The sequence below is a fragment of the Bacteroidota bacterium genome (assembly GCA_016718825.1).
Taxonomy (GTDB): domain Bacteria; phylum Bacteroidota; class Bacteroidia; order J057; family JADKCL01; genus JADKCL01.
In genome coordinates this window covers 246,342-272,389 of the sequence record JADKCL010000002.1, presented here as the reverse complement: position 1 = coordinate 272,389, position 26,048 = coordinate 246,342, and the positions used below count along the sequence as shown (strand labels likewise).

Below are 26,048 nucleotides of genomic sequence, written 5' to 3'. Positions count from 1 at the left end.
GCGTGAGATTCAGAATGAAGTTTGATATTGAAGAATGAGCGCACTTTTTCGCCGGTTGGTGACGAGATTGCCATTGGCATCGGCTGCAAATACAGGCCGATTCTGAAGGTCAAGGCTCAGCTTTTGGGTATGACCTTGCATCAGCCAGTTGATTCCGGCATCGACCACCAAGACGGGCGCGTCCAGTTTTTGGAAATTTGCATACTGAGCCGATGCATAGGGTAATAATGTACCCAGCGAACCCATCAAAGAATCCGGCAGTTTGTAACCAAACTGCGCATAGACCACTTGCCCGGTACCAAACATGGGGTAGGCATTTCCAGCCCCGTTAAAGCTTCCCCCGATTGCAGTAACGCCATTAGCGGGATTCATGATCCCATTGTTGCGCACGTAGTTGGGTCCGTAATCGAGGTTAAAATAGCCCAAATAGCCGTTGATCGCGGATTTGCCTTCCTTTCCGACGGGCATATCCAAAAATGCAGCCGCTGACAAGAGCAACATGTCGTGGTAGAGCGTATCGACGCCACCGAGGCTCCAAGTTGCCTTGGGTTGATAGATTGCGCCGGCCTCCAAGTTGAGAATCTTCTTTTTTCCGAGATATGTTCCCTGCATGTAAGGGGTCACATGCGGTTCTTTTTCAAGGAAATTCCAGATGAAAAAGGCTTGGTATTGATGTCGATGTCCCATTTGCGCAAAGGTCGCCTCATTGGAGATTGCAGGTTGTGCGACGCCATTCGAGGTTATGGGGAAGGGGTCGCTCAGCGCAAGCCGATAATCCAAACGACCGAGTTGCCCTCTGGCAAAGACGCTCAATTTCCTGGCGAATTCATCCGTTTGATCCACAGTCGCTTGCGCAAAAACGGGGACGTCCAAGGTCATGATCGTACCGATGCTCGGCTGGGTAAACCGCGACAATCCGCTGCAAATGGTCAATCCGCCGCCAAGTTTCAGCAAGGTTTTTCCCTTGAAGACGTTGTATTCGCCGAGCGCATCATGGATGAACAATTGGAGTTTCCTGTTCCCGGGATTTCCAGCCAGGAAATTGAAATTATTCATTCCCAGCTGTGTATAGAAGAACATGCGATCGGTGACTTGGCCAAAAAGTTGCATTCGGGTACGCCGAAGGCCAATGTCAAAAGTGTTTGCAACCGGTTCGCCAAGCACAGTGGTACCGGGATTGCTTTGATTGGCCCGCAACCAAAGTTGATTGGTGAAGGTCAATTTCACGTAGCGATCGCCATTCTGATCCAATTTGAGCTTCATTTCGCCTTGCGGAAAAATGGACTTGGGTAAAATCAGCAGCGTCGCCAGCAACGCGTAGATAAGGAAGTGCTTTTTCATGACTCGACTACCATTTGCATCAATGCAATGTCACAGAATGCCTTTCCAAATGCAAGCATTTCCTTGATGGTAGATTCGGTGGCCAACCCTCGATTGCTATAAACGAGTACGGCATCGCCGAGGGATTCGACAAAAAGATCGGGATGCTGCTCGTGCAGTTCCAGTAATTCTGGCACAAAAAACTGCCGAATTGCATCCTCTTCAAACCCTTTCAGGAGGAAATTCCCCGAGAATTCTGGATTTGCCTCAAAATCGATGTCTTGTGCGCCCAAAACTTCCGCCATACGGTCCATGGCCGTTTCGCGTGTGAGGGTGAATGTCGGAATTGAAAAATCCCTTAAATCCATCCGCATATAGGTGTTTTCTTGAGATTCAAGCGTGAGCAACGCACCGGAGGTGAGCTTCAAATCCGCAATGGTCAGGACTGCGCCTGCATTTTTCTTGACAAACACGCTTGTAACTCTGTCGATTTGATGGCCTTGCGTACTCGGAAATCCGGTCCAAGCATCGTGATCTTCCCATTCCTCGGGCAAAAAGTCGAAATGGTTTTGAAGCGCAAAAACAAGCAATTCGAGTTGCCTGCGGCTCAAACTTGCCAGGAGTGAAACCTCCTTTTTTGCCCTGATCCGCGGTGCAAGCGGGTGGCTGCTCACCGCAGTCAACTGATTCATACCTTCTAATGTAAGGACGCGTCCTTGACGTTTGAAGTCGGATTGCATTTCCTGGAGATTGACCATGACGGTATGATCGATCAATCTCGCATCGGAAAAGTCGAGAATTACGTGTTGGTTTCCCACGTGACTGGAAACCAATCGCTTGAGCGAAAGGTAGTTGGAAAACACCGCGGCACCATTGACTTTGATCGTGAGGGTGTCGTCAACTTGGGAAATGGAAGTTTTTGCCTTGAAAACGCTGCTCCATTTCGCCCCGGAGGCAACATTGATGAGGAGCTCGGTAAAAATGCCGGCGGCAACCCCAATCAGCAGGTCTGTCCCAAGCACCATCAGGATTGTCACCAGAAAAACGACCAATTGTTTCCATCCGATGTGATACATATGGATGAATTCACGGGGTGAAGCCAGTCGGAACCCGGTGAAGATCAGCATGGCAGCCAATGCCGAAAGCGGAATCATCATGATCAACGGCTTGAGCAAGAGCAAGAAAATCAGCAGGAATAGTCCGTGAAAGAAGTTCGCCCATTGCGTTCGGCCACCGTTGCTGACGTTTGCACTTGAGCGCACGATCTCCGAGATCATCGGTAAGCCGCCGATGGCAGCAGCGATCGAAGAACCGGCGCCCATGGCAAAAAGGTCGCGGTTGAGATTGGATTTGCGCTTCCAAGGATCCAACGTGTCAACAGCCTTGGCACTGAGCAAGCTCTCCAGTCCTGAAATCAAGGCAAAACTCATCACGGCAACCCAAAACACACCCGTATCCAGTTTGCCAAAATCAGGAAATACCACAGCATCAGCGAGATTACTGGGAAGGTTGACGAGGAATTTGTGCCCGATTTCATAGTCGTTACCGGCAAAATGGTAATGGTGTTCATGAAAAAGATCGAATGCAAAGCTGAGGGGTATGGTGGCCATCAGCACCCACATCGGCGCCGGAATCAACTTGATCCACTTGTTGTCAATCATCGGGTACACGATGAGAATCAACAAACTCAAGCTTGCAATTACCACGATCTCCGGGTTAAGAGATGCAAAAGCGATCGGAAGGTGGGCGAGCACCTCCAGGAATTCGCCTTTGGGGGCTTGCACGCCAAGCGCCACGTAGGATTGTTTGACCATGATGATGATACCAATCGCGGCGAGCATCCCGTGGACGGCTGCGCTTGGGAAAAAGTCTCCCAATTTACCCACCTTGAAAATCCCCATCACCACGACGAGCAATCCTGCAATCAGGATTGCTGCAAGGGCATAGGGATAGCCAACGGCGTGGTCATCTCCGCCGAGTGTCTCGACGGCAGCCAAGGTTGTCGCGATCAGTCCGGCTGCCGGACCACTAATGGTTACGTTGCTCCCCGCTACGCGGGAGGCAAGCATCCCACCGATGATTGCTGTAAAAATGCCGGCAATCGGCGGCACGCCGGAGGCGAGTGAAATCCCCAAACACAAGGGGAGGGCGATCAAGGAAACCGTAAATCCCGAAATCAGGTCTGCTTTCCAATTGTTTTTTAAGCCTGCCAAACCCCGTTTGGGGGTAGTATCGACGCCCGAGGACGCCTGATGAATCGAATTTTTTCCCATTGCAACACGATTTGAAATACCAAAGGATTGGAATTGTGATGCTGTGCTTGCGGACCGTTCCAGGAATGAATGCAGCGATTGGACGCAGCAATCCTGTTGGTTACCAACAATCAAGCATAACTTTGATCGGCAAAACGCTCATTCGGCGTTTGCCAATCACCTGGATTGGCTCCAGGAAATGGGAATACGATCTAAATCCGGATGGACCGATATTCAAGAAAGACTTCTGTGGAAAGTCCGATATCGGGATTTTTTGGGTTTCCGGCTAGTTCAAGGGGTTCTTCGGTCGTAAAAAGCTGGAATTCGGGAAGAATCGCAACAATCGCAAGTTGCAGTTCTGATAGCGATTCTAGTTTTTCCTGTTCTTCAAAGTCCGTGAGTTCGGCAATGACGGAACATTCAAATTTGCTGGCAAAGCTCGTGAATAGGGGGAGGACAGCAACTTCCATGAGCATGGTCAGCCCAAAAAGCATTACGATCAACCAACCAATTTTCCTTTTCATTGCCTTTTATCAAAAAGGTACCGAATCAGTAACGTTTACGAAGTTCGACAATTTCTTGACCAAAGTCAATCCATGCGACATCGGCATCCATTGCAAACCCGAGACGACGGCAAAGGTGGGGACAGTTGAGTGAATTGAGCAATTATAATGACGTTAAAAATTCGTAATGCGAACGTGAAAGCAAGAGGACGGGGTATTCGCCTGCTTTTCTATTTAACATAACATAAATTATAGGACAAACGGATAGGCAGCGAAATGGGGCTATTTTGTTCATCATCAAGAGTATACAGCAAGATCTGAAAAATCACCGCTAACCGTTGCGCAACTCCAACACGAGCATCTCCGACTGTCCGCCATCGTTGTCGGTCAACGCCAACATGCGCACGCGGCTTTCCACTTGTGGCAACAAGGCAATCGCTTCGATTTTGATTTGGAGAAATTCGCCTTGGTCGTCAACAACCGGAATCAAATGCATGTCGCCGCCATCCGTTGCTGTCGGTCTCACAATCCATCCAATAAAGCTGCCGAGTACATGGCCATCCTGAATCCAGTCTACAGTATCTTCGGCTGAAGCGCCAAAGTAAATCCGGTTCCGACGCAGGTCGGTACCGGCGCCAGAAAATCCGCTGTGGACGCCGATAATCTGTGGCAGCACATAAGATTTCAAGGTGACCGCCGGCATCGGCCCAATGCAATCCGTTTCAAGAAATTTCAGGAATTCTTTCAGATCAATCCAAAAAATCTGATTCGTTCCGCGATTGGCCAAGGCAACTTTGTTGTCAAAGATTGTCGCACCTTCAATGTTCAGTTGCTCCTCGGTAATCTTTGCAACTTGAAGCAAATGCTGATAGAATTTAGCTGCATTGTATTCCTTGTACGATTTCAAACCATCGAGCCACACGGCTTTCACCACGAAACCCCGCTGGGGCAATTTCGATCCGGATCCGAAAATCAACAAGTGTGTTTCCTTGCCTTGGCGATAGTCTGCGATGGATTCAAAGTCTCGTTTGTGCTTTTTTGGAACTCTACCCTCGACAAGCACTGGCGGTTCGGCGGATACCCGAATCGTTTGTAACAAATTTCCTTCGCCGTCGAGCAACAACAAGTCAGGCAAATCATCGCAAATGGCAAGCCAACCTTCGGCCACCTCCGCCAAACCTGAAGCGCCTTGAACCTGCGGTAAAAAATGCCGCTCGATCACGACAAACGACCTGGGTCCATAGAGTTGAGTGAGTGCGCTCAATGATTTGCTTTAATTTTCAGGGAAACCATTTTCCAGCCAACATTGCAATGCTGCCAATGAGGAATCCGGCAAAGTACCATTCTGAGGCATCGTGCGATTTTGCAGAACGGAGATTTCGAAGCTGTTATCCAAAAGATAGGGCTCAATACCTGCATAGGAATTGAAATCCCCACGAGAAGAACCCGAGCCATGACAGCTAGACCCCAAACAGGTGGCAGCCACGATTTCAAAGACTTCACCGTTCCAAACCGGACTGCTGCCGTCACATGGAATCCTGACCAAATCCTCTTTACAACCGCTCAGCAGGCCAATCACGACCAAGGAAGCAAACGCAACGCGCATCAATTTCATGAATTCAGCATTTTTATCGAGATCAAAGCTAGAAACAATTTCACCGAAAAAAAATACGTGTTGCTACATTGTTTTTGCCCCTGACAGGCAGACAATTCGAAGACTTAACAATGTTTAACCAGTTGCTATCTGCCTTATTGGCTCATGGTTTGCTACCTTTGTCTATCGAATATCTGATTTCAAAAATGAAAAAAGTTCTGTTTTCCTTGATGTTGGTGCTTCCGATGGCCATTTTCGGTCAAGTTGCCAATTCCGGTGTCATCACCTATTCCGAAGTAACCAAGACCGATTGGACTCCGCCTGCGGACATGGATCCTGCGATGCGCGCTCAAATCGAGGAAATGCGGAAGAAAATGCCCAAAACCTTCACGAATTTCAGGGAATTGACCTTCAACCCTGAATTCGCCTATTATAAGGTTGCTCCGAAGCAGGAAAAAATTGATGCTGAGCGTACTGCCCGTGCCAATGCCGAAGGACATGGCGGCGGCGGGATGCGTCGCATGATGTTCAACAGCAACTCGATCCACTATTGGGACATCAAAAAGGGGAAATTTGTAGAAAAACGGGAGTTCTTTGAGCGTGAATTCCTGATCAAAGACGAAACCCCCAAGCTCCAATGGAAAATCATGGGAGAAGCCAAGCAAATTTCAGGTTACGTCTGCCAAAAGGCGGTAACCATGGTGGATACCACGGAAGTTGTGGGTTGGTTTTGCCCGACGATTCCGGTTTCAGCGGGTCCGAACGGCTATGGCCAACTACCTGGATTGATCATGGAGCTCGTTTTGGATAAAGGCCGCACGACGATCACGGCAGATTCCGTTGCAATGCAGGATATCAAAATGGCCGATTATGAGCAGCCAAAAGGTGGTAAAGTGGTTACCAAGGCCGAATATGATGAAATGGCCAAAGCAAAAATGGAAGAAATGCGTGCCGAATGGAAAGCAAGAATGGGTGGTTCCGGCGGTGGTGGTCAAGTGATCATTCGTCACGAATAATCTGAGTTGGGGCTTCCATTCATGTCAATTCCGTTGGAGCACCCTCTCTCCCATTCTTTGGTAGTCAATTTAGTCCCTTTTCAGGTATGCAAAAGTTCGCTTTGCTGTTCGTTTTCATCGTTTTCGGTGCTTTCAACCTGCTGAATGCCCAAAACAAATACACACTTTCCGGTAAACTTACCGACGATGCCGGCGAACCGCTTGTTGCTGCGAGCGTGATGCTCCTGCAAGCCTCTGACAGCATTCTGCAGAGTTTTGCGATTACAGGCCCAGATGGAAAATTCAGCTTTGCCGATGTCCCAGCTGGCGAATATGTGTTCAAGGCGATCTATTTGAAGCACAGGAATTTAGCCAAGCAATTTACCGTAGGCGGTGAATCGCCAACCATGGATATGGGGCAACTCAAAATGACGCCCGAATCCTCCAAAATCGATGATGTGGAAATCACCGACGAGCGAATTCCCGTCCGATTCAAGGGTGATACCATTGAATACGATGCAAAAGCATTTACTGTGCAGCCCAATGCGAGTGTCGAGGAGCTGTTCAAGCGACTGCCCGGCATGGAAGTCGACCGCGACGGAAATATCAAGGCGCAAGGTGAAGAAGTAACCAAGATTCTTGTGGACGGGAAGGAATTTTTTGGCGACGATCCCAAGGTTGCTAGCAAAAATTTGCCTGCCGAATCGGTTGACAAGGTGCAAGTTTTCGATAAAATGAGCGATGTCTCTGAATTTACGGGCATTGACGATGGGACAAGGACGCGTACCATCAACCTCACGCTGAAGGATGACTACAAAACCGGATACTTCGGCAATGTTTCAGCGGGTTACGGGACCAAGGAGCGTTTTGAATCCAAGGCCAATCTCAATCGCTTTGGGGACAAGTCGCAGCTTTCATTTCTCGGACAGGCCAACAATACCAACCAACAAAGCTTCACAATGAAGGATTATATGGGATTTGTCGGCGGAATGGGCAATCTCATGAACAGCAGCGATCCGACACAGGCGATGTCGGCAAGTGACCTTGGACTGAACCTCTCCTCCAATCCCAATTCGGGCTTTTTCACCACAGGCGCAGGTGGCCTGAATGGCAACTGGACTCCCAATGAAAAGACGCAGGTTACGACGAGTTACTTCTACAATTATCTGCGAAAGGACATCAGCCGCGACCTTTTTAAGGAAACCATTCTGAATGAAGGCTCTTTCTTGACGAATCAAAACGGAGATCAAACCGATAAAAATCAAAACCACCGGGTTTCCTTGTATTGGAAACAGGATTTGGACACGCTCACCAAACTGAGCTTGCGCGTGAATTATAAAATGAGCGATGGGAATTCGCTGGTCAATGACACGGTCAGCAGCACCCAAGTCTCTGGATTTGAAACACAAAGCGAGCAACATTACCTGTCCAATTCGGGACTGAGCGAAATCAATCCGACCTTGAGTTTGATGCACCGATTCCGTAAACGCGGCAGGTCTGCGACGGTGACGGGCTCGTTTCGGTACAATCCACAAGACCAAGATGGTGATTTGACCTCCGCAAACCAATTTTTGCGGCCTGATACGAATCTGCTTCAGTTGGATACCCTGCGTCAAAACCAACTGCAAGATCAAGGATTGCTCAGCTACAATGGTCGTATCGGATACACTGAACCGGTGGGATTGCACAATGCCTTCGAAGGGTATTTCCAGTATCAACAGACCGACAATACATTGGACAAATCCTTTTTTGACTTGGATCCAGACGGCGCGAATCCCGTTTTGAATCCATTTTTGACCAGCTCCTACGAAACCACTTACCGCTATGAAAAGCTGGGAGTTAACTGGCGCTATTACAATCAAAGCTTGAATGTAACGACGGGACTTGCTTTCCAAAATTCGGATTTGAATGGTGAGATTTTCACGACGAATACCACCATTCGCAAAAATTTCCGGAACATCCTTCCATCGGTTGCGCTTCGGCTCAAAATGGCCAAAAGCCAAAACATCCGGTTGAACTATACCACTCGGGTCAACGAACCCACCGTCGCCCAATTGCAGCCGGTCCCCAACAACAGCAACCCTTTGAATATCACCGTCGGAAACCCTGATCTCCAGGCTGAATACGCCCACAACCTGCGTTTTCATTACAACTTGTTCGACCAATTTTCATTCACCTCGTTTTTTGCAATGCTTTCCACCAACTATACCACCAACAAAATCAGCCAAAGAACCACGGTTGACAGCCTTTTGCGTCAAACCACGATGCCGGTCAACGTAGACAACGATTTGCAAGTCAATGGCTTCCTTTCTTTCAGTACCCCCATTCGGAAGCTCCAAATGAAATTTTCAGTGAACGGAAACAGCTCGGTTGGTCGCAGCTTGGTTTACATCAATGAAGATTTGAACATTGTGAACCGCTTTACCAATGGCGGCGACATACGGTTCGAAAACAAGATCAAGGATCATTTTGACGCAAGTGTCGGTGGTCGTACTTCCTACACCGTCACGTCCTACCCCAATGCCACCAACCTCAATCAAAGCTATTTGAACTCAGGTCTTTTCGGAGAAATCACGGTTTTCCTGCCAAAGAAATTTGTGGTGATGACGGGTATGGATTGTTCAATTTATTCAGGTGCCGGATTTGATTCGAATCAAATTGTTCCCTTGTGGCGTGCCTATGTTTCCAAGAAGATCTTCAAAAATGGACGCGGGGAGCTCCGCATCACCGCCAATGACATCCTCAACAAGAATATTGGCATCTCCAGGACGGCGCAGTTCAACTACCAACAACAGGAGACTGTCAATACCCTGAGCAGGTATTTTCTAGGATCGTTCAGCTATGCCATTGTGAGCGTGGGTAACAAGCGCTAAGTGGTAGTGGCCTTGATATGGAGGGCTTCCCTCCTAGCCCAATTGCCAGTTAGAGCGCGACGGTGATCCCCAGTTCCAATTTGGTGAAATTGGGGTATGAACGACTCGAGCCGTCCTCGTTTCCAAACCTGCGGTAACCCAAAAACGGATCGCTCAAGCGATAAAAGCCGTAAGCCGACAGCCAACTTGTACCGATCCTGACATAAGGGCCAAAGCGAAACGGGGCCAAATCTTCAATTCGGTTGGATTTTACCGTCACTTTGGGCAAAACAGGAGCTGCCAATGTCCCGCCGGAATAATGACGCGTTTTGTAGGTGCTTCCCAGCCTCCGTCCAAAAACGAAGCCCATTTCGAAGAGGAATTTGTACTTCCCGACCTTTGCTTCGTCTGATTTCTCATCCACGTACTTGCTCCGCGCAAGCTTGAACTTCAGCGCAACGGGGATTTCGAAATAGGAAATCCGCTGCTTTTCGTACACCAATGTGGCGCTGCTGTCACTTGATGGAAACCACTTGTCAGGCGTGTTGGAAAAGTACATTTTGTGCCAGAGTACGCGTGGCTCTAACTTCAACTCCAGCGACTTCCCGATGGGGAATCCATATCCGATTCCGAAGCTGTAGGCACCTGAACGACTTGCATTAAACGGTACGCCATCCGTTTTGCCGACAAGGACTGAGCGCGTGAAGACAAAGTCAAATTTTTCACTGCCGGTTACGGGGATTTTTTTGTCAATCTTGAGTCCGGCATCGGCTTGACCTTTGGTCATTTCTACCGAACCCAGGAATAAAAGCAGTATCAAAGGAAGGATCTTATTCATGTATTGTGTTTGCGATTCCCGCAATTGGCACTAATTTAAGGTTTCCAAGGCAATTGTAAAATCAAGACGCGAATTCATTCGCATGTGAGATGGCTCCTGAGCGGTACAACATTCGAGTTTATGGAATTTGTTGCGATCAACAAGGTCGGGTTTTATTGACCGATGAGCGTCGAGGGGGCTATTTGATGACAAAATTCCCCGGAGGCGGACATGATCTTGGAGAAGGCTTGGAGGAAGCTCTAAAACGGGAATTTATTGAAGAAACCCAAACCGACATCAATGTCTTGGGACTTTTCTACATCAATGAGTTCCTTCAAATTTCGGCATTCAATCCAAAGGATCAGCTTTTGAGTATCTACTATCTGGTGGAACTAAGTACACCGCTGCAAGTGCCGGTTGTAGAGGAAGTGCATTCGTTTGAGGAGAATTCAGGCGATGCGCAGACATTTCGGTGGATATCCATGGAAGAACTTGACTCGGAGATGTTCACCTTCCCCATCGACAAAGTGGTGTCGCAAAAAATTCTCGCCAACAAAACCTACTTGATGGATCTAGCGCATCAAAGCAATTTTCCCGGCGAAGGCGCCGTTCACTGATCTCAATTGGTAGATATACAACCCTGCAGGGAGCCGTGAAGCATCAACGCTCAAATTCCCCATGCCTGCTGCTTTGCGGCCCAAGGATTGTTCCATGACCACTTGACCGTTCAGATCCGAGAGTAAAAAAGTCAATTCGGAGGCTGTCTTCAAATCAAACTGCACCTGAAACTCAGATTTTGCCGGATTGGGCCAAACATTGACGTTTGAAATAGGGGAAACAGCTTCTGTCGAGAACACAGCTCCATCAGCATTCATTCGCAGCACGTAAATGTCCTCTCCCCCCAAAGCGGTTGCAGAAACTTGTCCAAATTGTCCAGTGCCTGCAAATGTTCCGACTGCGTAGATATATCCTGCTGCGTCTTCATCCACGGCAACACCCAAATCGGGGCCGGATCCGCCAAGGTTTTTGGCCCAAAGCGCATTCCCAGCGGCGTCAAGTTTCACGACATAGGCATTTTGATCGAATGTGTCTGCGATTTCCAACTGTATGCCCGATCCCAAATCCATTTGGCGTTGGAAATATCCTGTGACCAACAAATCCCCTGAATTGGTGATGCGAAGGTCACGTGCAACGTCAAAACCCATTCCACCAAAGTGCTTGAGCCATAACAAATTGCCATCCACACTGAGCTTGCCGACGACACCATCAAGGTGTCCCGTTCCGACCAGCGTTTGGCCAGCAATCGTAAATGAGGAATCGTATGCCCCTGAAAAATAGATATTTCCTTGTGCATCAGTTACCAATGCGGTCAGATCGTCAATGGCTTTGCTGCCACCTTGAACTGCCCATTTGAACCGACCGGTATCAGAGTAGCATGCAATGAAAACATCATCTTCAAAGCCGGTGATACCGTATTGGCTTGAATGCCGAAAGTAACAGGTATCCTGAAAAGTGCCGCCCATGACGACCAGGCTGTCTCCCACCAAGGCAATTGCGCTTGCACGGTCGACGTACCGACCAGCGGCAATAGCCTTGTGATCCATAAAGCCCGAGGAATCTGATCTTACCCAAATGGCATCATCATATCCGCTTCCAAGACCTTCCAAGTCATCAGGGTTTGCAAAAGTCCAATTGTTGAAGGTGCGGTACAGTCCCGCGAAATAATAAAGGCTGTCCAAACCCACTTGAACCTCGTTGAAAGATTCGCCGCCAAACCATCCGCCACCCCAAAATTTGTCCATGGTTCCCGAAGGGGTCACGCGTACCCAGAAAACGTCATAGGTCTCTGCGGGTGCTCCATACCAAAGCGAATCCCCAGAAAACAAGGTGTCTCCCTCAAAAATCGTTGAATCTTGGTATTCGCCAACCATGATCACATTTCCCATCGCATCAAATGCGAGTCCATGGGCAAATTCATTCGAATTCCATCCATAGCGGTTGATCCAAGCCAACTGACCATCGGGTGCAAATTTTGCAAGGAAAACATCATTTTTGCCGCTTGCAATCAATTCGGTTGTGCCGATCCAAAGGGTATCACGAAAGTACCCCGAAACATAGCTGTTACCAGCATCGTCGACCAGGATATCCTCAGGTGAGTCTGCCAAGCCGGATCCAAAATGGTTGACCCAAGTATCTTGCTGTGCCAACAAATGGCTTGCAGAAAGCAAACAAATAAAGAAAGTCGCAAGCAGCAGTGGTTGAAATCGATACCCTTTTCTCATTCCCGGATTTCTATTGCAATAAAGCTAGTCAAATATAGCCAATCAGAACTCAATATCAAAGCCAAACGGCAAAAGCGAAGCTGCAATTCCCGTCACACGCAGCACTTTTCCGACCTTCCCCTGCATCAAAACGATGACGGGTTGGCCTGAGAGACGCTCATATTCCAGCATCACCTGACGGCATGCGCCGCAGGGTGTCACCGGGGCAGCGATCAACTTTTCAGGGCTATTTGCCCGAATCGCCAGTTTGCGCACCTTGTCGCCTTTGCCCTGAGAACCAAGGTAATACAAAGCGGTACGCTCAGCACAAAGACTTGAAGGGAAAGCCGGATTTTCTTGATTGTTTCCCGTAACAACTTCGCCATCTGCAAGTTGGACGGCGCAGCCTACATGAAAATTGGAAAATGGCGCATAGGCACCTTCACTCGCTGACATTGCTGTCAAAAGCAAGGCCTTTTCATCTTCGGGCAACGTGCTCGCATCATCGAGCAACTCAAAAGCGATGTGATATTCCTGTCTCAAATTCTTCCCCCTGAACGCACTGGAGTCCACGAAAATAGCAAAAATCCCGCTCCAATCACAGAATGTAGTGACTCAGATCCTTCTTGCCGCTAATCCGTTGGATTTTTGTCCTTACAAATTCGCCATTGATCACAAAATCCTTCTCGTCGATACGGTCAGGCACATCAAAAAGGATGTCGTTGAGAATGTTGCTCATGATCGTATGGAGCCGCCGCGCACCAATGTTTTCAAGCTCTTGATTCACGTTGAATGCAATGTCTGCAATCGCTTCAATGGCGTCGTCGGTAAACGTCAACGAAACGCCTTCAGCCGCCAACATGGCAGCATATTGCTTGGTCAGGGCATTTTTAGGCTGACTGAGGATCTTTACAAAGTCGTCCTTGGTCAGCGAACTCAGTTCGACACGAATCGGAAAACGGCCCTGCAACTCAGGAATCAAATCGCTTGGCTTGGCGACGTGGAACGCGCCTGCTGCGATAAACAGAATATGATCCGTTTTGATCGCGCCATGTTTCGTGTTGACGGTGCTGCCTTCGACGATCGGCAGAAGGTCGCGTTGCACGCCTTCGCGCGACACGTCCGGGCCCGAGCCTTTGCCCGCGCCTGATGCGATTTTGTCGATTTCATCGATGAAAATCATGCCGCTGTTGCTCGCACGCTCAAGCGCCTCACGCGTTACGGCATCCATGTCGATGAGTTTGGCGGATTCTTCCTCGATGAGATATTCCCTGGCTTCTGCCACCGTAAGCGAACGCCGTTTTGTCTTTTTGGGGATCATGCCGGAGAGCATGTCTTGCAGCCCATCGAAGCCTTCCATGCCGCCTGGACCCATGATGTGCACCTGCGAAGTGGGGGCATTGACCTCCAATTCGATCTTGCGATCGTCCAATTCGCCATTGCGGAGCTTCTCACGGAAGCGCTCACGGGTGCGCTCGTTCAGTTCTTCTTCGTTGCCTCCCTCCTTCTTTTCCGCATCTTCCAAGGCAGGCTGGCTGGTCGAGTCCGGACTTTTTTTCCGCACGGGAGGAATCAAGACATCCAAAATGATCGCATTCGCATTTTCGCGCGCTTTGACTTCGATCTCCTTTTTCTTTTCGGCTTTGACCAAGTTCACGGATTGCTCCACAAGGTCACGGACCATGCTCTCGACATCTCGGCCGACATAACCGACCTCGGTGAATTTGGAAGCCTCGACTTTGATAAATGGAGCATCAGCCAAATGCGCCAAACGGCGGGCGATTTCAGTCTTTCCGACACCGGTTGGCCCGATCATCAGGATGTTGTTGGGGATGATTTCGCCCTTGATGTCATCGGCCGAATTCATGCGTCTCCAACGGTTACGCAAGGCAATCGCCACAGACTTCTTTGCCTCGCCTTGCCCGATGATGTATTTGTCCAATTCCTCGACAATCTTGAACGGTGTCAAGTATTCGCTGATTCCCTGCATATTCCTATCGATTGCTGTTGATTCCAGATGAAAGTTGAGTTTTCGTTTTTCTGCGGCCCAAATATAAGGAAAAGCCCATGCTCACAAAGCCCAAGTCTTGATCCTAAAATGCTCCTTCGCCTGATTCCTCTCCAAAAAGCAAATCCCCAAGTCAAACAAATCGATGCTCACCGTCACCTTCGGATGGTTCACAATTGCCTGCCAAGCCTTGGTCATGCCTTGGCTCCAATAAATATCGTCCAAAACCACGATCGCTGCTGCCCCCAATTTCGGCAACAAAAAATCGAAGTAGGCCAATGTGGCTTCCTCCCGATGGTTACCATCCAGCAACACAAATTCCGGCCGAAAGGTTTTCCAGTCGATTTGGTTTTCAAGTACCTCTGTAAATTCGCCGACAAGCAATGACGGCTGCATGCCCATGGATGCGAGATGCGTTGCTGCGCGCTTCGACAATTGCTTTGAACCTTCTATGGTAATCAATTGACTCTCTGAACCCATAGCCTCAGACAAATACATGGTTGAGAATCCAAGATTGGTTCCCAATTCGAGCAGGTGCTGCGGCGCATAGTGCCTGACGATTCTACTCAACAATTCCCCTTCACCTCTCCTTCTTGCGGAAGATTGAATCACCTGCCGAATGGTTTTCCGGATGACAGGTCGTGCCTCGCCACGATAGCCGGCACCAAAATCTTCGATCTCCAGGATATCCTTGCGATGAAGCAGTTGCCTGCGCAAGGCTTCGATGCGATTTCCGGAGGCACTTGGGTTTCGAGGCAGGACATTCGTCACAAAATCAAAAACAAACGGAGAATGCACGCCGTGTTTGGTTTTGGCCTGCCACCGATGCTTGAGGAATTGAACGATCTTGTACATGCTCAAAAAAAAAGGGGCTGATCACAGCCCCTTTTTCTATTTCTCAAAAGGTATTCCTTATTGGTGGGAATACTTGTAGTCAAATGTCATACAGCCACATCCCAAGACACCTTCGGTGGTGTTCACGCGGATCACGGCATAGTGCGGTGCAGTTGGCATTTTCACGATCACGATGTCTCCAGGGGACAATGGATCACTTTTTCTGCCGATGCGATTGCTCGTCACAAATGCCTGCCATGTTGTCTCGTAGGTCAACTCATCGTAGTTGAAACGCGTAGCGTCGGTGGTGACGATGGTGCTGTCCAAGCTGCCTTGGATTGGCGTAGTCAACTCCCAAGTGATGGCAGGTGGGGTTGAGCTCTCGCGGATGTACTGATTCGGCAGCGGCATCGTCTGATTGTTGCCGGATACGCGGTTAATCAAATCAAAAGCATAGTCATGACCCGTAGTCACACTATAAAGAGTGTCACCTGTGTAGGAGGTAAACTCATAGGCGGTGCTGTCATCGACATCAGGGATGACGTTGATGCGAAACTTGCCTTTGGCGACTTTGCCTTTATTGTCGGTGGCATAGGCTGCAATTTCAATTGTGGTGTAGATCTGAATCGCATTTGGATCAGAAGGCACAGTGTAATTGATTGTGCGCAAGCTGTTGTTGGTCGAAATTGCAGCGAGTTGCGCTGGAATGGCCACTTCAGGCTGATACACTACACCAGAAACCGAAGTCCACTTTTCAGTAGCGTCCCAAGTGGTGAGCAACTCGTTATCGTGAATTTCAAATACAATGGAGACCGTTTCACCCCGCTTGGCCAAGGCATAGCCATTGGCAGGCGAAATCAACGTGACTTGTGGGTCACTGTCGATGGGGGGATCTTCCGGATTGTCGTTGCGATCGGGATCGCAGCTCGTCAAAAACAATCCAGCAACAAGTGCAAATGCGGTAAATACGTACTGAAGCCTCTTTTGCATTTTAAGTTTTTCTAAAACTAAGGGCTAATATAAGGATTTTTAGAATTCAACGCCAAATCCAAGCAGGATATTGTTTGGATATCCACGTTGTATGAAAAAAAGGTCGGACCCAAGATGCGCCTCATTGACGGGACCAATTTGGTTGCCCAATCCGGAATTCTTCCGCATGAATACCTGAATTTCAATGCATTTAACCTCGCTCGCCAGGCAAGGAAACGGCTGGCCCTCCAAGGTTTTTTCCCATTGTGGCGACCTGCCTTGGTCTCAAGAATGTTGGAAATGAATTTCGGGATAATTGGCTTGCCGTTGCCACGCTATCCTTGAAAAGCGATTCGACCAATCCGCGAGGCCTAGTTCTTTGTCAATGCCGCAGTGCAAACATCAAAGGCAACAGTCTGCCCCGTATTGTAAACACGGTAAGTCAAGTTCAATTCGTCTTGTGATGCATTGGCAAGGCCCTCTCCTGCTACTTCTACCGCGCCAACGGCTTGGCGTGCGATACTGACATCCAGACCATTGGGTCCAACAGTTGCACGAATCGTGTCATCAACAAAATCCCACAATCCGACCAGGCTTACTTCCGTTTTGCTCGCGCCTGATACTGCGACGGCTACCGACCCACCATCTGAACCTGCAGTACATGCCTCGGTGCTTGTCCAGGTTCCGACGAATCCTACGTTGATTACCGATCCGCAGTCCTCTTGAAAGTACCCCGAATCGCAATTGCATGTGCCATCCACACAGGTTCCATTGACGCAGGTGACGCGCTTGCATTTGTCCCGGCAACCCAAAAATGCGGTTACAAGCAGTAACATCGCGATGGCTGAAGCGAGAAAGTTGAGATTCCGTTTCATTGCAATTTTTGCATGGTTGCTGTACATTGATCCATCGCCACGGTATCTCCGGTTTCAAAGATGCTGTAGGTCAAGTTGACGGTATTGCCATCTGAAGAAATCGTTCCGACAAAGGCCTCCACTTCAAATCCTGTGATGATGGCTTGACGTTCGAGGACAAAGGAAGTCCCATTTTCATCGATGACGGCTGTAACCAGATTTTGTGGTGCCCCCCAAAGTCCGAGGATGGTGAAATCGCGGGGGCCGCTCGATTTGGCAGCAAGCGTGACCGTATCGGTTTCGTTCCCTGGAATCAGGCAATTTTGGGTCAAGGCGAAATCACCATCAAACCGGGAATTCAAAGCGCTTGCGCAATCAGGTCCACTGTACCCAGCTGCGCAGGAACACTCACCATCTGAGCAGGTGCCATTGACGCATTGTACATCCTGACAAGCGTCACTGCAAGCCCCCATCGAGCTCACCCAAGCTAGCGAGAGCAATATTAAACTGATATTGAAGGCCTTACGCATATCTATATTCACCATCGTTGGAGGACATTTGAAGTTGAAAGTTAGGGAATTTGGGGAATGCTGCAAAAAAGACATTGAAATTCTAAGTTCGACCCAAGGCGTAGTGCCTGCGAAGATGAAGGCGGCATCACAAAACCTGTGAAATGTATGTGCTGCCACAACAAAAAATCAAGGCACAAAAAAAGCCCTGCGTCTGCAGAGCTTTTTTTGTTATCAAACTTGATCGAATTACTTCGTCAAAACTGCAGTACAAACGTCAGCAGCGGTGGTAACACCGGTTTCGAAGACGCTGTAGGTGATGTTGATGGTCGAGCCATCAGCATTGGATGTACCAGTGGCAGAAACATCAAAGCCAGTGGTGATCACTTGACGCTCAATTGTGAAAGAAATCCCGTCAGTTCCGACAGTTCCCATTACGATGTTTGAAGGAACTTCCCAGAGACCAACAAAATTGACCTCGGTTGCGCTACCACTTTTTGGATTCAAAGTGATGGTGTATGGACCAGCAGGGCCTGAAGGGTTGCAAGTTTCGGTGTTGCTGTAAGATCCGGAGAACTTAGCATTGAGTGCTGCGTCGCAAAGTGTGCCTTCGTAGCCAGCGTCGCAGACGCAAGCGCCGTCAACACACTCGCCGTTTGCGCAAACGATGTCTTTACACTCGTCAGCACAACCTGTGAAGAACATTGTTGCTGCAATAGCAAGGGCTCCGATGAAGCCGAATTTCATGTTTTTCATAACTTTTTTGGTATTAATAACTGGATTAAAAAAAATAACGAGGCAAATATACTAGATTTTATTTTCACAAGCATCATTTCAGCGCACAACTTCTTTCCACTTGTCCTAGAATCGAGACATTGCCTGATTTCCAAGTCCTTGCTGCGATAAAAGCGGCAAAACCCGTCGAAGATCCACAGATTTCTATCAAGGCTGACGTGTCAAAGTAGCGGTACATGTTTCGGTCGGCGAACTCGAGGAACTGACAAACTTGTAGGATAGATTGATTGTGGTTCCAGCTTCATTGGATGTACACGCTCCTGAAGAAACGAGTTTGCCACCGCTCACGCTTGTAGAGTCAATCGTGAAACTGACACCATCATTGCCAATCAACAAAATCAGTTGATCTGGTTCGCGGTAAAGATTGGTGAGTTTAGCGCGGGACGGATTGGTGGAGTCTGGCGTCACGACTACATCATAAGTGTCATTGCCGGTCGTGGTGCAAGATTCGATCAAAGTATAGGTGCCCGAGAATTTTGCATTGAATGGCACGCTGCAATCCAGGCCTTCATAGCCGGTATTACAGACGCAGTCACCTTCCGCGCATTCGCCTTGGACGCAAACGACGTCCTTGCACTCATCTGCGCAGCTTGCGAATACCATTGACACCAAAATAACAAATGTGGCAATCCAGCCAATTTTAATGTTTTTCATACCTAATTGATTAATTTTTTGGACTACTATCAAACAGTGTGACAATATAGATAGAATGTGAATTCGGAATGCATCAAAGGCGGCAGAATTTTATACAAGGTCCCTAACCTTGTTGATTTCCTGATTTCAAAACGTTTCCAAGCAATAAAGAGGCATTGAAAGAACAAGATTTCGGATGATCCTCGCAGAAAATTGAGCAGGGGCGGAACCGACGATAGAGCAAAGCCGGAATCGGTTTGCATTGAACGTTGACGGATAGCCACTTTGCCGATGAATAAATCTATTGACCAGTAGTTGCATAGAGAATATTTTTTGCATTACCTTTGTCGCCGGATTAAATACCGATCAATTTTTAAGTTGTTTTTAATTAAAAGCTATTTCCGATCATGAAAAAAGCACTCATTATGACCTTTGGCCTCTTTGTGGCCGTGTTGGGCATCATGTCTTGCGGCGACAGCGCTGCTGAAGAAGCCCGTTTGAAAGCCATCAGGGATTCGATCTCGAATGACTCCTTGATGCAAATCCAAGCTGCTGCTGAGCAAGCACGTATGGATTCATTGGCTGCTGTGGCAGCTGCGGACTCTGCACGCGCTCAGTTTGTTGCTGACTCTTTGGCTGATGCTGAAGCGGCAAAGACCGGCAAGCCACGTCCGAAAGTTGTGAAGCCAGCTCCAACCCCTACCCCGCAGCCAACCCCAACTCCAACCCCAGATCCTAAGACTGGCAAGGACGCGATCAAAGGCGGCACAGGTACTCCTACCTCTGGCAAAGATGCCATCAAAGGCACCACCGAAACTCCTAAGTCAGGCAAAGACGCCATCAAAGGCAAATAATTTGCTGACTGACTAAGACTTGAAAGCGGCCCATGGAAACATGGGCCGCTTTGTTTTTGCACCCAGCCCAATTGCACCAGGTACAACCGAGTTTTCTTGGGCGTGACGAAGTTCCATATTGAAGTTACTGTTCATCGTCTGCACAGCCCCATCACGCATTTTCTTTGCTCGTTGCATTTGAAATCATCGGTTGTCGATGCGGGTAATGTTTTTATCCACCTCTAGCAATCCAAAAACCGGTCGTTTTTGAATGCTGTTTCAAGTTGAGAAACAGCATTGAGCACCAGTGACTTGCACTCCAAGCCTAACCACTTCTGATCGCCTGATCATTTCCGAACAATGCTTGGAAAAGCACGTGACACCTGCCTTGGATAACTGACCTTCGTTCCAAGAGGAATAAAAAACGCGATGAATCGCCAGACTCATCGCGTTTAAAATGTTGCGCAGCAGGCTAAAATCAAAGATTCGCCTTCAGAAATTGCGTCATCCTGTTGTAAAGGTGGAACCGCGTAGCGCCTCCGTAGATCCCGTGATTTTTGTTGGGATAAAACGCCATTTCAAAGGGGATATTGGCGCTCACCAATGCATCGACCCAAGCCATTGAGTTTTGGAAGTGGACGTTGTCGTCGGCCGTACCGTGAACCAGCAAATAGGATCCTTTCAGTTGCTTGGCAAATTTGATCGGGCTGTTGTCATCATAGCCACTGGCATTCAGCTGCGGTGTTTTCAGGTACCGCTCGGTGTAAATCGTGTCGTAAAACCTCCAAGTGGTCACCGGCGCAACCGCAATGCCCATTTTGAAAATTCCGTTGCCTTTCGTGAGACAAAGCGAGGTCATGTATCCGCCAAAGCTCCATCCCCAAATACCGATTCGCTCTTTGTTCACGTATTCCAGGGTTCCGAGGTATTTCGCTGCTTCGATTTGGTCTTCTGCCTCCAATTTCCCCAGCTGACCATAGGTGCATTTTTTGAAGGCCTCTCCCCTCGCTCCGGTACCGCGGTTATCGACGGATACCACGATATAGCCTTGCTGCGCCAACATCTGATGCCAGATATAGTTGGAGTTTCCATATTCGTTTTTGACGGTTTGACTGCCCGGACCGCCGTAAACATGCATCAACACGGGATATTTGTTGGTTTTGTCAAAGTCGGCAGGCTTGATCATCCAACCATTCAGCTCGGTTCCGTCACCTGTTTTGAAGCTGAAAAATTCGGGTTTGGAGATGTTCATTTGGCCCAAAACTCCTTTGAGTTTGGCGTTGTCTTTCAGCATTTTGATCTCGCTGCCTTTGTGATCGTACAAGCCTGTGTAGGGCGGCGTATCGATGGTGCTGTAGCTGTCGAGATAATAGCTGTTGTTGGAACTGAACGAAACTCCATGAAAACCAGCTGCTTTCGTGAGTCTTTGCGTCTTTTTTCCATCCAATGAAACACTGTACAACTGCTTTTCTGTCGGGCCGTCTGCGGTCGACAAATAATAGATCAATCCGCGCTGTTCGTCTAGCGCACAGAATTCGGAAACGTCAAAATTACCTTTGGTGATTTGGCGGAGTTGCTTGCCTTCAAGATCGTACAAGTAAATATGCATGTATCCATCGGCCTCGCTTTGCCAGAGGAACTCCTTGCCGTTTTTGAGAAAAAACCATTGGTTGTCAGAGGGTTGCTCAATATAGGTATCCTCCTTTTCGCTGAGAATGACCTTTGAGCTGCCGGATTTGGAATCCACCAACAATACATCCAACTGGTTCTGAAGGCGGTTCATGCGCATGACGGCCAACTTCTCTGAAGATTGGGTCCAAGTGATGCGTGGGATGTATTGATCAACTTCAGGACCGACATCAGCCTTCACTTTCGCATGGGAGGCCAAGTCGAAGATGTGGATTTCTACTGCGGCATTGGCCTCGCCTGCCTTTGGGTACTTGAATTTGTAATCCTTGGGGTACAAATCGCCGTAGATGGCCATGTTGAATTCGCGGACCTTGCTTTCGTCGAAGCGGTAGAATGCGATCTTTTTGCTGTCAGGCGACCAAGCGAAGGCCTTGTCGAACGCAAATTCCTCCTCATATACCCAGTCGGTACCGCCATTGATGATGTTTCCCCAACTTCCATCGTTGCTCAACGTGGATTCCTTGTTGGTGGCAAAGGTGTAGGCAAAGAGGTTGTTGTCGGCCATGTAGGCCACCGAAGAGCCATCTGGAGAAAAAGTCGCAAAGGAAATGGGTCTGCCTTCGTGTAGGCGATAGACCTTATTGGACTTGCTGTCCCATACGAAACAAGCTTCCTTGGTACTGTGGCGATAGATGGGTGTAGCCTCGCCGATCAGGAGCAATTTGCTTTCGTCATCACTGAAACGATAGCTGGCGACTTGGAGTTCGCTGCCATCGGCTGGATTTTTGAGGGTCGCGATATCCAAAATCGTCGCGACTTTGGATTGATCCTTGATTCCGAACTTTTCGATTTTGGTCCCGTCGAGCTCGGTATAGAAGTTATCGTCCTTCATCCAATTGAATTCGGAGGGGAAGTCGGGTCTGAATTTCCCGTTGAGCCAGATGTCTTCCAGGGCGATTTGCTGTTTTTGAGCAGACACAAGTTGACCTTGGCCCAACAGCATCAATGCCAGGATGGCGATTTGCAGGAAAGGGGACTGAATTTTCTTCATTTTCGCTGAATCGGAGATCACAAAATTGTAATGCTCAAAAGAAGCGAAAATGAGTCAATCAGACAAATTCGGAACCAAAATGCGGCCTAATTAGCAATTTTTGGAACCAGCAAGATGGGCTTGTTGAGTTTGTGCACCAGAAATCCCGGATCGTCATCGCGTTGATCGAGTCTGGGGTGGGTATGACCATTTGTGCCAATCACCACCAAATCGACATCCTCTGAATTTGCGATTTCTGAAATCGAATGGAGGAACCCGTCAAACCTGCTGTAGGTCTTCAGAATGACATTGCCCTCATCGATCAATGGCTTCAAATTCAGGACTTCCTGCTGCATCAGGCGTTCTGATTTTTCACGCAAAATGTCGATCAATGAAATCAAAGGGGCATTTCCGGGGCTATTTTCCTTGTAGGCATGGAGCAGAAAAAGATGTGTCAAGCGGCTACCGAATGAATTCAGCGCAAATTCCACTGCATACCTCGAATGTTCGGAGAAATCGATCGGCACAAGGACTTTATAGCTTCGCTGTTTCATAATTGTCGGCACTCCTTTGGAACGGCCCAATAATCAATTTCTTAGAATACGACCCCTGTTATGTCTTTTGGGTACTGAATTTGACTCCACAAAGCTGATCCCAAGTCGGTAAAACTGATATGAAAACGGTCAGCGAAAAAACTGATTTCTCTCATGGAATTTCAGCGAATCAATAGTACTGACGCGCACGTTCAAGCCCGTGGGTATCCAGAACGGTGATTTCGCGTCCTGAAATTTCAAGCAAATGCTCGTTTTTGAATTCAGAAAGCGTGCGAATCAACGATTCTGTCGCTGTGCCGACCATTCCAGCAAGGTCATCTCGGGAGATGCTGATGCTGAAAGGTCCCGTTGATTTCTCCTGATATCTATCACGCAGGTGCAACAGTGCCTCGGCGACACGCGCGCGCACGCTGCTGTAGGCGAGGCTCAAAAGCTTCTCTTCTTTTTCATGCACATTGCTTGCGAGCATCTTGATGAACCGGTAAGCCACGTCGCGATCACGATGAAACAACTCCAAAAAGTCATCTTTAGGGATCAAAGCTGCCTCAGTCTCCTCCAAGGCGGTGGCAGTTTCAGTAAAGGGAACATTCGTAATCAAAGGCAAATAGCCGAGAAATTCACCGGTTTTGTAAAGGTCGGTGATCAATTCCTTGCCGTCCTCATTCATCCGCCAGCCTTTTACCTTGCCTTTGATGATGAAATAGAGATTATTGGGATATTCGCCTTCGTAATAGATATTCTCTTTGCGCTTGAAAACCCTGGTTTTGCGGTCGGCTGAAAGTTTCCCCAAGGCTTCTTTGCCCTTGGCCTCATCCAAAAATGCATTTAACCCTGTCAAGTCATTGGTGAAGTCTTTCCGCACGATTTCACTGCGCTTGAAACGGCTCTCGATGGCGTCGAGCAGTTCCATTTCCTCATAAGGTTTGGTCAGGTAATCATCCGCGCCAAGGTTCATTCCTTTGCGCATTTCGCTCTTATCTGCCTTCGCGGTAAGGAAAATGAACGGAACTCCAGCCGTTTTCGGGTCCTTGTTGAGCAAGAACAAAACCGCATAGCCATCCATCTCGGGCATCATGATGTCGCAAAGAATCAAATCAGGATTCTCCTCCCTTGCCTTTTGAATGCCTTCCCGTCCATTCACGGCGGCAGAAACCTGATAGCCTGCAAACTCCAGAATCTCAGCGGTGTTTTCCCGCATTTCTGGATTGTCTTCAATCAGCAAAATCTTCTTCATGACATTAACTTTTGAGGTAACACAAAACTAAAAACCGAACCCCTTCCTGGTGTGCTCTCAAACCAGATATCCCCGTTCATCAAATCGATGTACTTCTTCACAATGTTGAGGCCCAAGCCAGTGCCTTGAATATTGATGGCATTGTGCGCTCTGAAAAAGCGTTCAAACATATGCTTTACATCCCCTTCGGGAATCCCGATTCCTTCATCGCGGACATCCATCCTTATCTTTCCATCGCTTACATGTACCTGAATTTCAACTGTTTTCCCATCCGGAGAATATTTGATGGCATTGGAAAGCAGGTTCAGGATGATGTTGCGCACCATGTTGCGATCGACTTTCACTTGCTTTTCGCCCTGATAAACATGTTTGATGACCTGCCCTGATTTGCAGATGGACTGCATTTCATCGATCAGGTCTTCTACCATGGAAAACAAGTCAAAATCCTCTGCGTTCGGCGCCAACATGCCGCTTTCCAGCTTGTCAAGCGACAAAAAGTCATTCAGGATGGCAGTGAGATTGTGGACTGATGTGCGAATTCTGGTAAAATGTTTAATCCGCTGCTCCTCATGTTCGGCACCTGTGTATTTGTTGAGCAGCGAGATGGAAGTGAGAATTGTGCTGAGTGGGGTGCGGAATTCATGCGAAGCCATCGAGACAAACCGCGATTTGAGCTCATTGAGCTGTCTTTCTTTCTCCAGCGCCTTGATGATGTCTGCCGCGGCGCGCTTTTGTTGCGTGGTATTGGTTTCCACGACCATGATACGACTGATAAGTCCATCGGAATCGCGCAGCGGAACTGCATGGATTTCAAATGTCTTATCTTCGAGGTCCAGGTCAAAACTAAGGCTATGGCCTTCAAAAACTGTTTTCAGCTTGGTGCCAACCGTTTCCCGTACTACGGGAGAAAGACGGGCAAGATAATTGGTGCCGACCAGTTGGTCACTTGTTACACCCATTCTGAACAATTCACGCCCTTCTGCAAAGATGTAATTGAAGTCCCTGTCAAACACATTGATGCTTCCGTTGGGGAAGTTGCGTGCAATCACGCTATACAGATGCTGGCTCTCCCTGAGCTCATGCGTGCGCTCTTGTACCCGACCCTCCAATTCCTCGTTGAGCTTGGCAAGCTGCTGCTCGACCGCCTTCCGACGCGTGATATCTGAAATCAGCGCCATGGCATATTGCTCACCTTCCGATTCGAAGTAATTCAGTGAGATTTCGACGGGAAAGGTTGTTCCGTCTTTGCGCCGTGCCATAAGGTCCAGCCCCATGCCCATGGACCGTGTGCTTGGGTTTTGAAGATAACCCTCCTTGTTTTTTACATGTTTGGCCCTAAAGGCTTCAGGAACAAGCAGTTCTACCGGCTGCCCCTGCATTTCCTCGCGGGTGTATCCAAACATTTCCTCGGCGCGGAGATTGTACAATTTGATAATTCCACGACGGTCCACCACGACGAGCCCCTCGGCGGCGGAGGAGAACAAAGCCTCACAGATGTGATCGAACTTTGCCTCTTTTGGACGGGTATCTTGGCTTTCAGTGGATTTCATCCGGTCTTTGAAAGGTATAGCC

The 26,048-nt window shown here is 48.5% G+C and carries 23 protein-coding genes; 4 read left to right on the top strand and 19 right to left on the bottom strand.

The window, feature by feature from the left end; all coding sequences use genetic code 11:
• Positions 1–9: 9 nt before the first annotated feature.
• From IPN95_03250 to IPN95_03230, 5 genes are all read right to left on the bottom strand, one after another.
• Positions 10–1,341: a hypothetical protein gene (locus IPN95_03250; protein ID MBK9448432.1), complete on the bottom strand. Its 1,332-nt coding sequence runs from the start codon at positions 1,339–1,341 to the stop codon at positions 10–12.
• Entirely contained in the window at positions 1,338–3,593 is a 2,256-nt protein-coding gene (locus tag IPN95_03245) for a SulP family inorganic anion transporter (GenBank protein ID MBK9448431.1), read from the bottom strand. Before IPN95_03245 ends, IPN95_03250 begins: the two co-directional genes overlap by 4 nt.
• A 191-nt stretch (positions 3,594–3,784) precedes the next feature.
• Positions 3,785–4,096 (bottom strand): hypothetical protein, encoded by a 312-nt coding sequence (locus IPN95_03240; protein MBK9448430.1) that lies wholly within the window; start codon positions 4,094–4,096, stop codon positions 3,785–3,787.
• Positions 4,097–4,406: 310 nt separating this feature from the next.
• Positions 4,407–5,339, bottom strand: coding sequence for a hypothetical protein (locus IPN95_03235; GenBank protein MBK9448429.1), 933 nt, complete (start codon positions 5,337–5,339; stop codon positions 4,407–4,409).
• Between the two features lie 9 nt (positions 5,340–5,348).
• Positions 5,349–5,690, bottom strand: a complete 342-nt coding sequence (locus tag IPN95_03230; protein MBK9448428.1) for a hypothetical protein — start codon at positions 5,688–5,690, stop codon at positions 5,349–5,351.
• A gap of 185 nt (positions 5,691–5,875) precedes the next feature.
• Here IPN95_03230 and IPN95_03225 point away from each other — a divergent pair, with 185 nt between their 5' ends.
• Positions 5,876–6,685: a GLPGLI family protein gene (locus IPN95_03225; protein ID MBK9448427.1), complete on the top strand. Its 810-nt coding sequence runs from the start codon at positions 5,876–5,878 to the stop codon at positions 6,683–6,685.
• 86 nt (positions 6,686–6,771) lie between these two features.
• A complete protein-coding gene (locus tag IPN95_03220) occupies positions 6,772–9,537 on the top strand; it encodes a TonB-dependent receptor (GenBank protein ID MBK9448426.1) in 2,766 nt (921 codons plus the stop codon).
• 49 nt (positions 9,538–9,586) lie between these two features.
• On the opposite strand, the gene IPN95_03215 is transcribed toward IPN95_03220, so the two are convergent.
• On the bottom strand, positions 9,587–10,354 hold the full coding sequence (locus tag IPN95_03215; GenBank protein MBK9448425.1) for a hypothetical protein: 768 nt from the start codon (positions 10,352–10,354) through the stop codon (positions 9,587–9,589).
• An 89-nt stretch (positions 10,355–10,443) separates the two neighbouring features.
• On the opposite strand from IPN95_03215, the gene IPN95_03210 reads away from it, so the two are divergent.
• Complete coding sequence (locus IPN95_03210; protein MBK9448424.1) at positions 10,444–10,950, top strand: NUDIX domain-containing protein; 507 nt, start codon at positions 10,444–10,446, stop codon at positions 10,948–10,950.
• Here IPN95_03210 and IPN95_03205 read toward each other — a convergent pair.
• From IPN95_03205 to IPN95_03165, 9 genes are all read right to left on the bottom strand, one after another.
• On the bottom strand, positions 10,906–12,615 hold the full coding sequence (locus IPN95_03205; GenBank protein ID MBK9448423.1) for a T9SS type A sorting domain-containing protein: 1,710 nt from the start codon (positions 12,613–12,615) through the stop codon (positions 10,906–10,908). The genes IPN95_03210 and IPN95_03205 overlap by 45 nt on opposite strands.
• A gap of 42 nt (positions 12,616–12,657) precedes the next feature.
• The gene (locus IPN95_03200) at positions 12,658–13,137 is read right to left on the bottom strand and encodes a cytidine deaminase (GenBank protein ID MBK9448422.1); all 480 of its coding nucleotides are present in this window, start codon (positions 13,135–13,137) and stop codon (positions 12,658–12,660) included.
• A 55-nt stretch (positions 13,138–13,192) separates the two neighbouring features.
• Positions 13,193–14,575, bottom strand: coding sequence for an ATP-dependent protease ATPase subunit HslU (gene hslU / locus IPN95_03195; GenBank protein MBK9448421.1), 1,383 nt, complete (start codon positions 14,573–14,575; stop codon positions 13,193–13,195).
• Between the two features lie 90 nt (positions 14,576–14,665).
• Positions 14,666–15,457, bottom strand: coding sequence for a class I SAM-dependent methyltransferase (locus tag IPN95_03190; protein ID MBK9448420.1), 792 nt, complete (start codon positions 15,455–15,457; stop codon positions 14,666–14,668).
• A 57-nt stretch (positions 15,458–15,514) separates the two neighbouring features.
• Positions 15,515–16,426, bottom strand: coding sequence for a hypothetical protein (locus IPN95_03185; protein MBK9448419.1), 912 nt, complete (start codon positions 16,424–16,426; stop codon positions 15,515–15,517).
• Between the two features lie 350 nt (positions 16,427–16,776).
• Complete coding sequence (locus IPN95_03180; protein ID MBK9448418.1) at positions 16,777–17,280, bottom strand: hypothetical protein; 504 nt, start codon at positions 17,278–17,280, stop codon at positions 16,777–16,779.
• Positions 17,277–17,789 carry a hypothetical protein gene (locus IPN95_03175; GenBank protein ID MBK9448417.1) on the bottom strand — a complete coding sequence of 171 codons (513 nt, stop codon included), beginning with the start codon at positions 17,787–17,789 and terminating at the stop codon, positions 17,277–17,279. The genes IPN95_03180 and IPN95_03175 overlap by 4 nt, the downstream gene beginning before the upstream one ends.
• A 228-nt stretch (positions 17,790–18,017) precedes the next feature.
• A complete protein-coding gene (locus IPN95_03170) occupies positions 18,018–18,524 on the bottom strand; it encodes a hypothetical protein (GenBank protein ID MBK9448416.1) in 507 nt (168 codons plus the stop codon).
• A gap of 186 nt (positions 18,525–18,710) precedes the next feature.
• On the bottom strand, positions 18,711–19,217 hold the full coding sequence (locus IPN95_03165) for a hypothetical protein (protein ID MBK9448415.1): 507 nt from the start codon (positions 19,215–19,217) through the stop codon (positions 18,711–18,713).
• 386 nt (positions 19,218–19,603) lie between these two features.
• Here IPN95_03165 and IPN95_03160 point away from each other — a divergent pair, with 386 nt between their 5' ends.
• Entirely contained in the window at positions 19,604–20,050 is a 447-nt protein-coding gene (locus tag IPN95_03160) for a hypothetical protein (protein MBK9448414.1), read from the top strand.
• A gap of 457 nt (positions 20,051–20,507) precedes the next feature.
• On the opposite strand, the gene IPN95_03155 is transcribed toward IPN95_03160, so the two are convergent.
• The 4 genes from IPN95_03155 to IPN95_03140 all read right to left on the bottom strand — a co-directional run bounded on the left by IPN95_03155 (position 20,508) and on the right by IPN95_03140 (position 26,026).
• Positions 20,508–22,709 (bottom strand): S9 family peptidase, encoded by a 2,202-nt coding sequence (locus IPN95_03155; protein MBK9448413.1) that lies wholly within the window; start codon positions 22,707–22,709, stop codon positions 20,508–20,510.
• Positions 22,710–22,795: 86 nt separating this feature from the next.
• Entirely contained in the window at positions 22,796–23,242 is a 447-nt protein-coding gene (locus tag IPN95_03150) for a universal stress protein (protein ID MBK9448412.1), read from the bottom strand.
• A 169-nt stretch (positions 23,243–23,411) separates the two neighbouring features.
• Complete coding sequence (locus IPN95_03145; protein MBK9448411.1) at positions 23,412–24,476, bottom strand: response regulator; 1,065 nt, start codon at positions 24,474–24,476, stop codon at positions 23,412–23,414.
• Positions 24,473–26,026 carry a PAS domain S-box protein gene (locus tag IPN95_03140; GenBank protein ID MBK9448410.1) on the bottom strand — a complete coding sequence of 518 codons (1,554 nt, stop codon included), beginning with the start codon at positions 26,024–26,026 and terminating at the stop codon, positions 24,473–24,475. The genes IPN95_03145 and IPN95_03140 overlap by 4 nt, the downstream gene beginning before the upstream one ends.
• Between the last annotated feature and the right edge of the window lie 22 nt (positions 26,027–26,048).

Coding starts and splice junctions, on each gene's coding strand:
- IPN95_03250 (MBK9448432.1), bottom strand. CDS start 1,341: ATGAAAAAGCACTTCCTTATCTACGCGTTGCTGGCGACGCTGCTGATT.
- IPN95_03245 (MBK9448431.1), bottom strand. CDS start 3,593: ATGGGAAAAAATTCGATTCATCAGGCGTCCTCGGGCGTCGATACTACC.
- IPN95_03240 (MBK9448430.1), bottom strand. CDS start 4,096: ATGAAAAGGAAAATTGGTTGGTTGATCGTAATGCTTTTTGGGCTGACC.
- IPN95_03230 (MBK9448428.1), bottom strand. CDS start 5,690: ATGAAATTGATGCGCGTTGCGTTTGCTTCCTTGGTCGTGATTGGCCTG.
- IPN95_03225 (MBK9448427.1), top strand. CDS start 5,876: ATGAAAAAAGTTCTGTTTTCCTTGATGTTGGTGCTTCCGATGGCCATT.
- IPN95_03220 (MBK9448426.1), top strand. CDS start 6,772: ATGCAAAAGTTCGCTTTGCTGTTCGTTTTCATCGTTTTCGGTGCTTTC.
- IPN95_03215 (MBK9448425.1), bottom strand. CDS start 10,354: ATGAATAAGATCCTTCCTTTGATACTGCTTTTATTCCTGGGTTCGGTA.
- IPN95_03210 (MBK9448424.1), top strand. CDS start 10,444: ATGGCTCCTGAGCGGTACAACATTCGAGTTTATGGAATTTGTTGCGAT.
- IPN95_03205 (MBK9448423.1), bottom strand. CDS start 12,615: ATGAGAAAAGGGTATCGATTTCAACCACTGCTGCTTGCGACTTTCTTT.
- IPN95_03190 (MBK9448420.1), bottom strand. CDS start 15,457: ATGTACAAGATCGTTCAATTCCTCAAGCATCGGTGGCAGGCCAAAACC.
- IPN95_03185 (MBK9448419.1), bottom strand. CDS start 16,426: ATGCAAAAGAGGCTTCAGTACGTATTTACCGCATTTGCACTTGTTGCT.
- IPN95_03180 (MBK9448418.1), bottom strand. CDS start 17,280: ATGAAACGGAATCTCAACTTTCTCGCTTCAGCCATCGCGATGTTACTG.
- IPN95_03175 (MBK9448417.1), bottom strand. CDS start 17,789: ATGCGTAAGGCCTTCAATATCAGTTTAATATTGCTCTCGCTAGCTTGG.
- IPN95_03170 (MBK9448416.1), bottom strand. CDS start 18,524: ATGAAAAACATGAAATTCGGCTTCATCGGAGCCCTTGCTATTGCAGCA.
- IPN95_03165 (MBK9448415.1), bottom strand. CDS start 19,217: ATGAAAAACATTAAAATTGGCTGGATTGCCACATTTGTTATTTTGGTG.
- IPN95_03160 (MBK9448414.1), top strand. CDS start 19,604: ATGAAAAAAGCACTCATTATGACCTTTGGCCTCTTTGTGGCCGTGTTG.
- IPN95_03155 (MBK9448413.1), bottom strand. CDS start 22,709: ATGAAGAAAATTCAGTCCCCTTTCCTGCAAATCGCCATCCTGGCATTG.
- IPN95_03150 (MBK9448412.1), bottom strand. CDS start 23,242: ATGAAACAGCGAAGCTATAAAGTCCTTGTGCCGATCGATTTCTCCGAA.
- IPN95_03145 (MBK9448411.1), bottom strand. CDS start 24,476: ATGAAGAAGATTTTGCTGATTGAAGACAATCCAGAAATGCGGGAAAAC.
- IPN95_03140 (MBK9448410.1), bottom strand. CDS start 26,026: ATGAAATCCACTGAAAGCCAAGATACCCGTCCAAAAGAGGCAAAGTTC.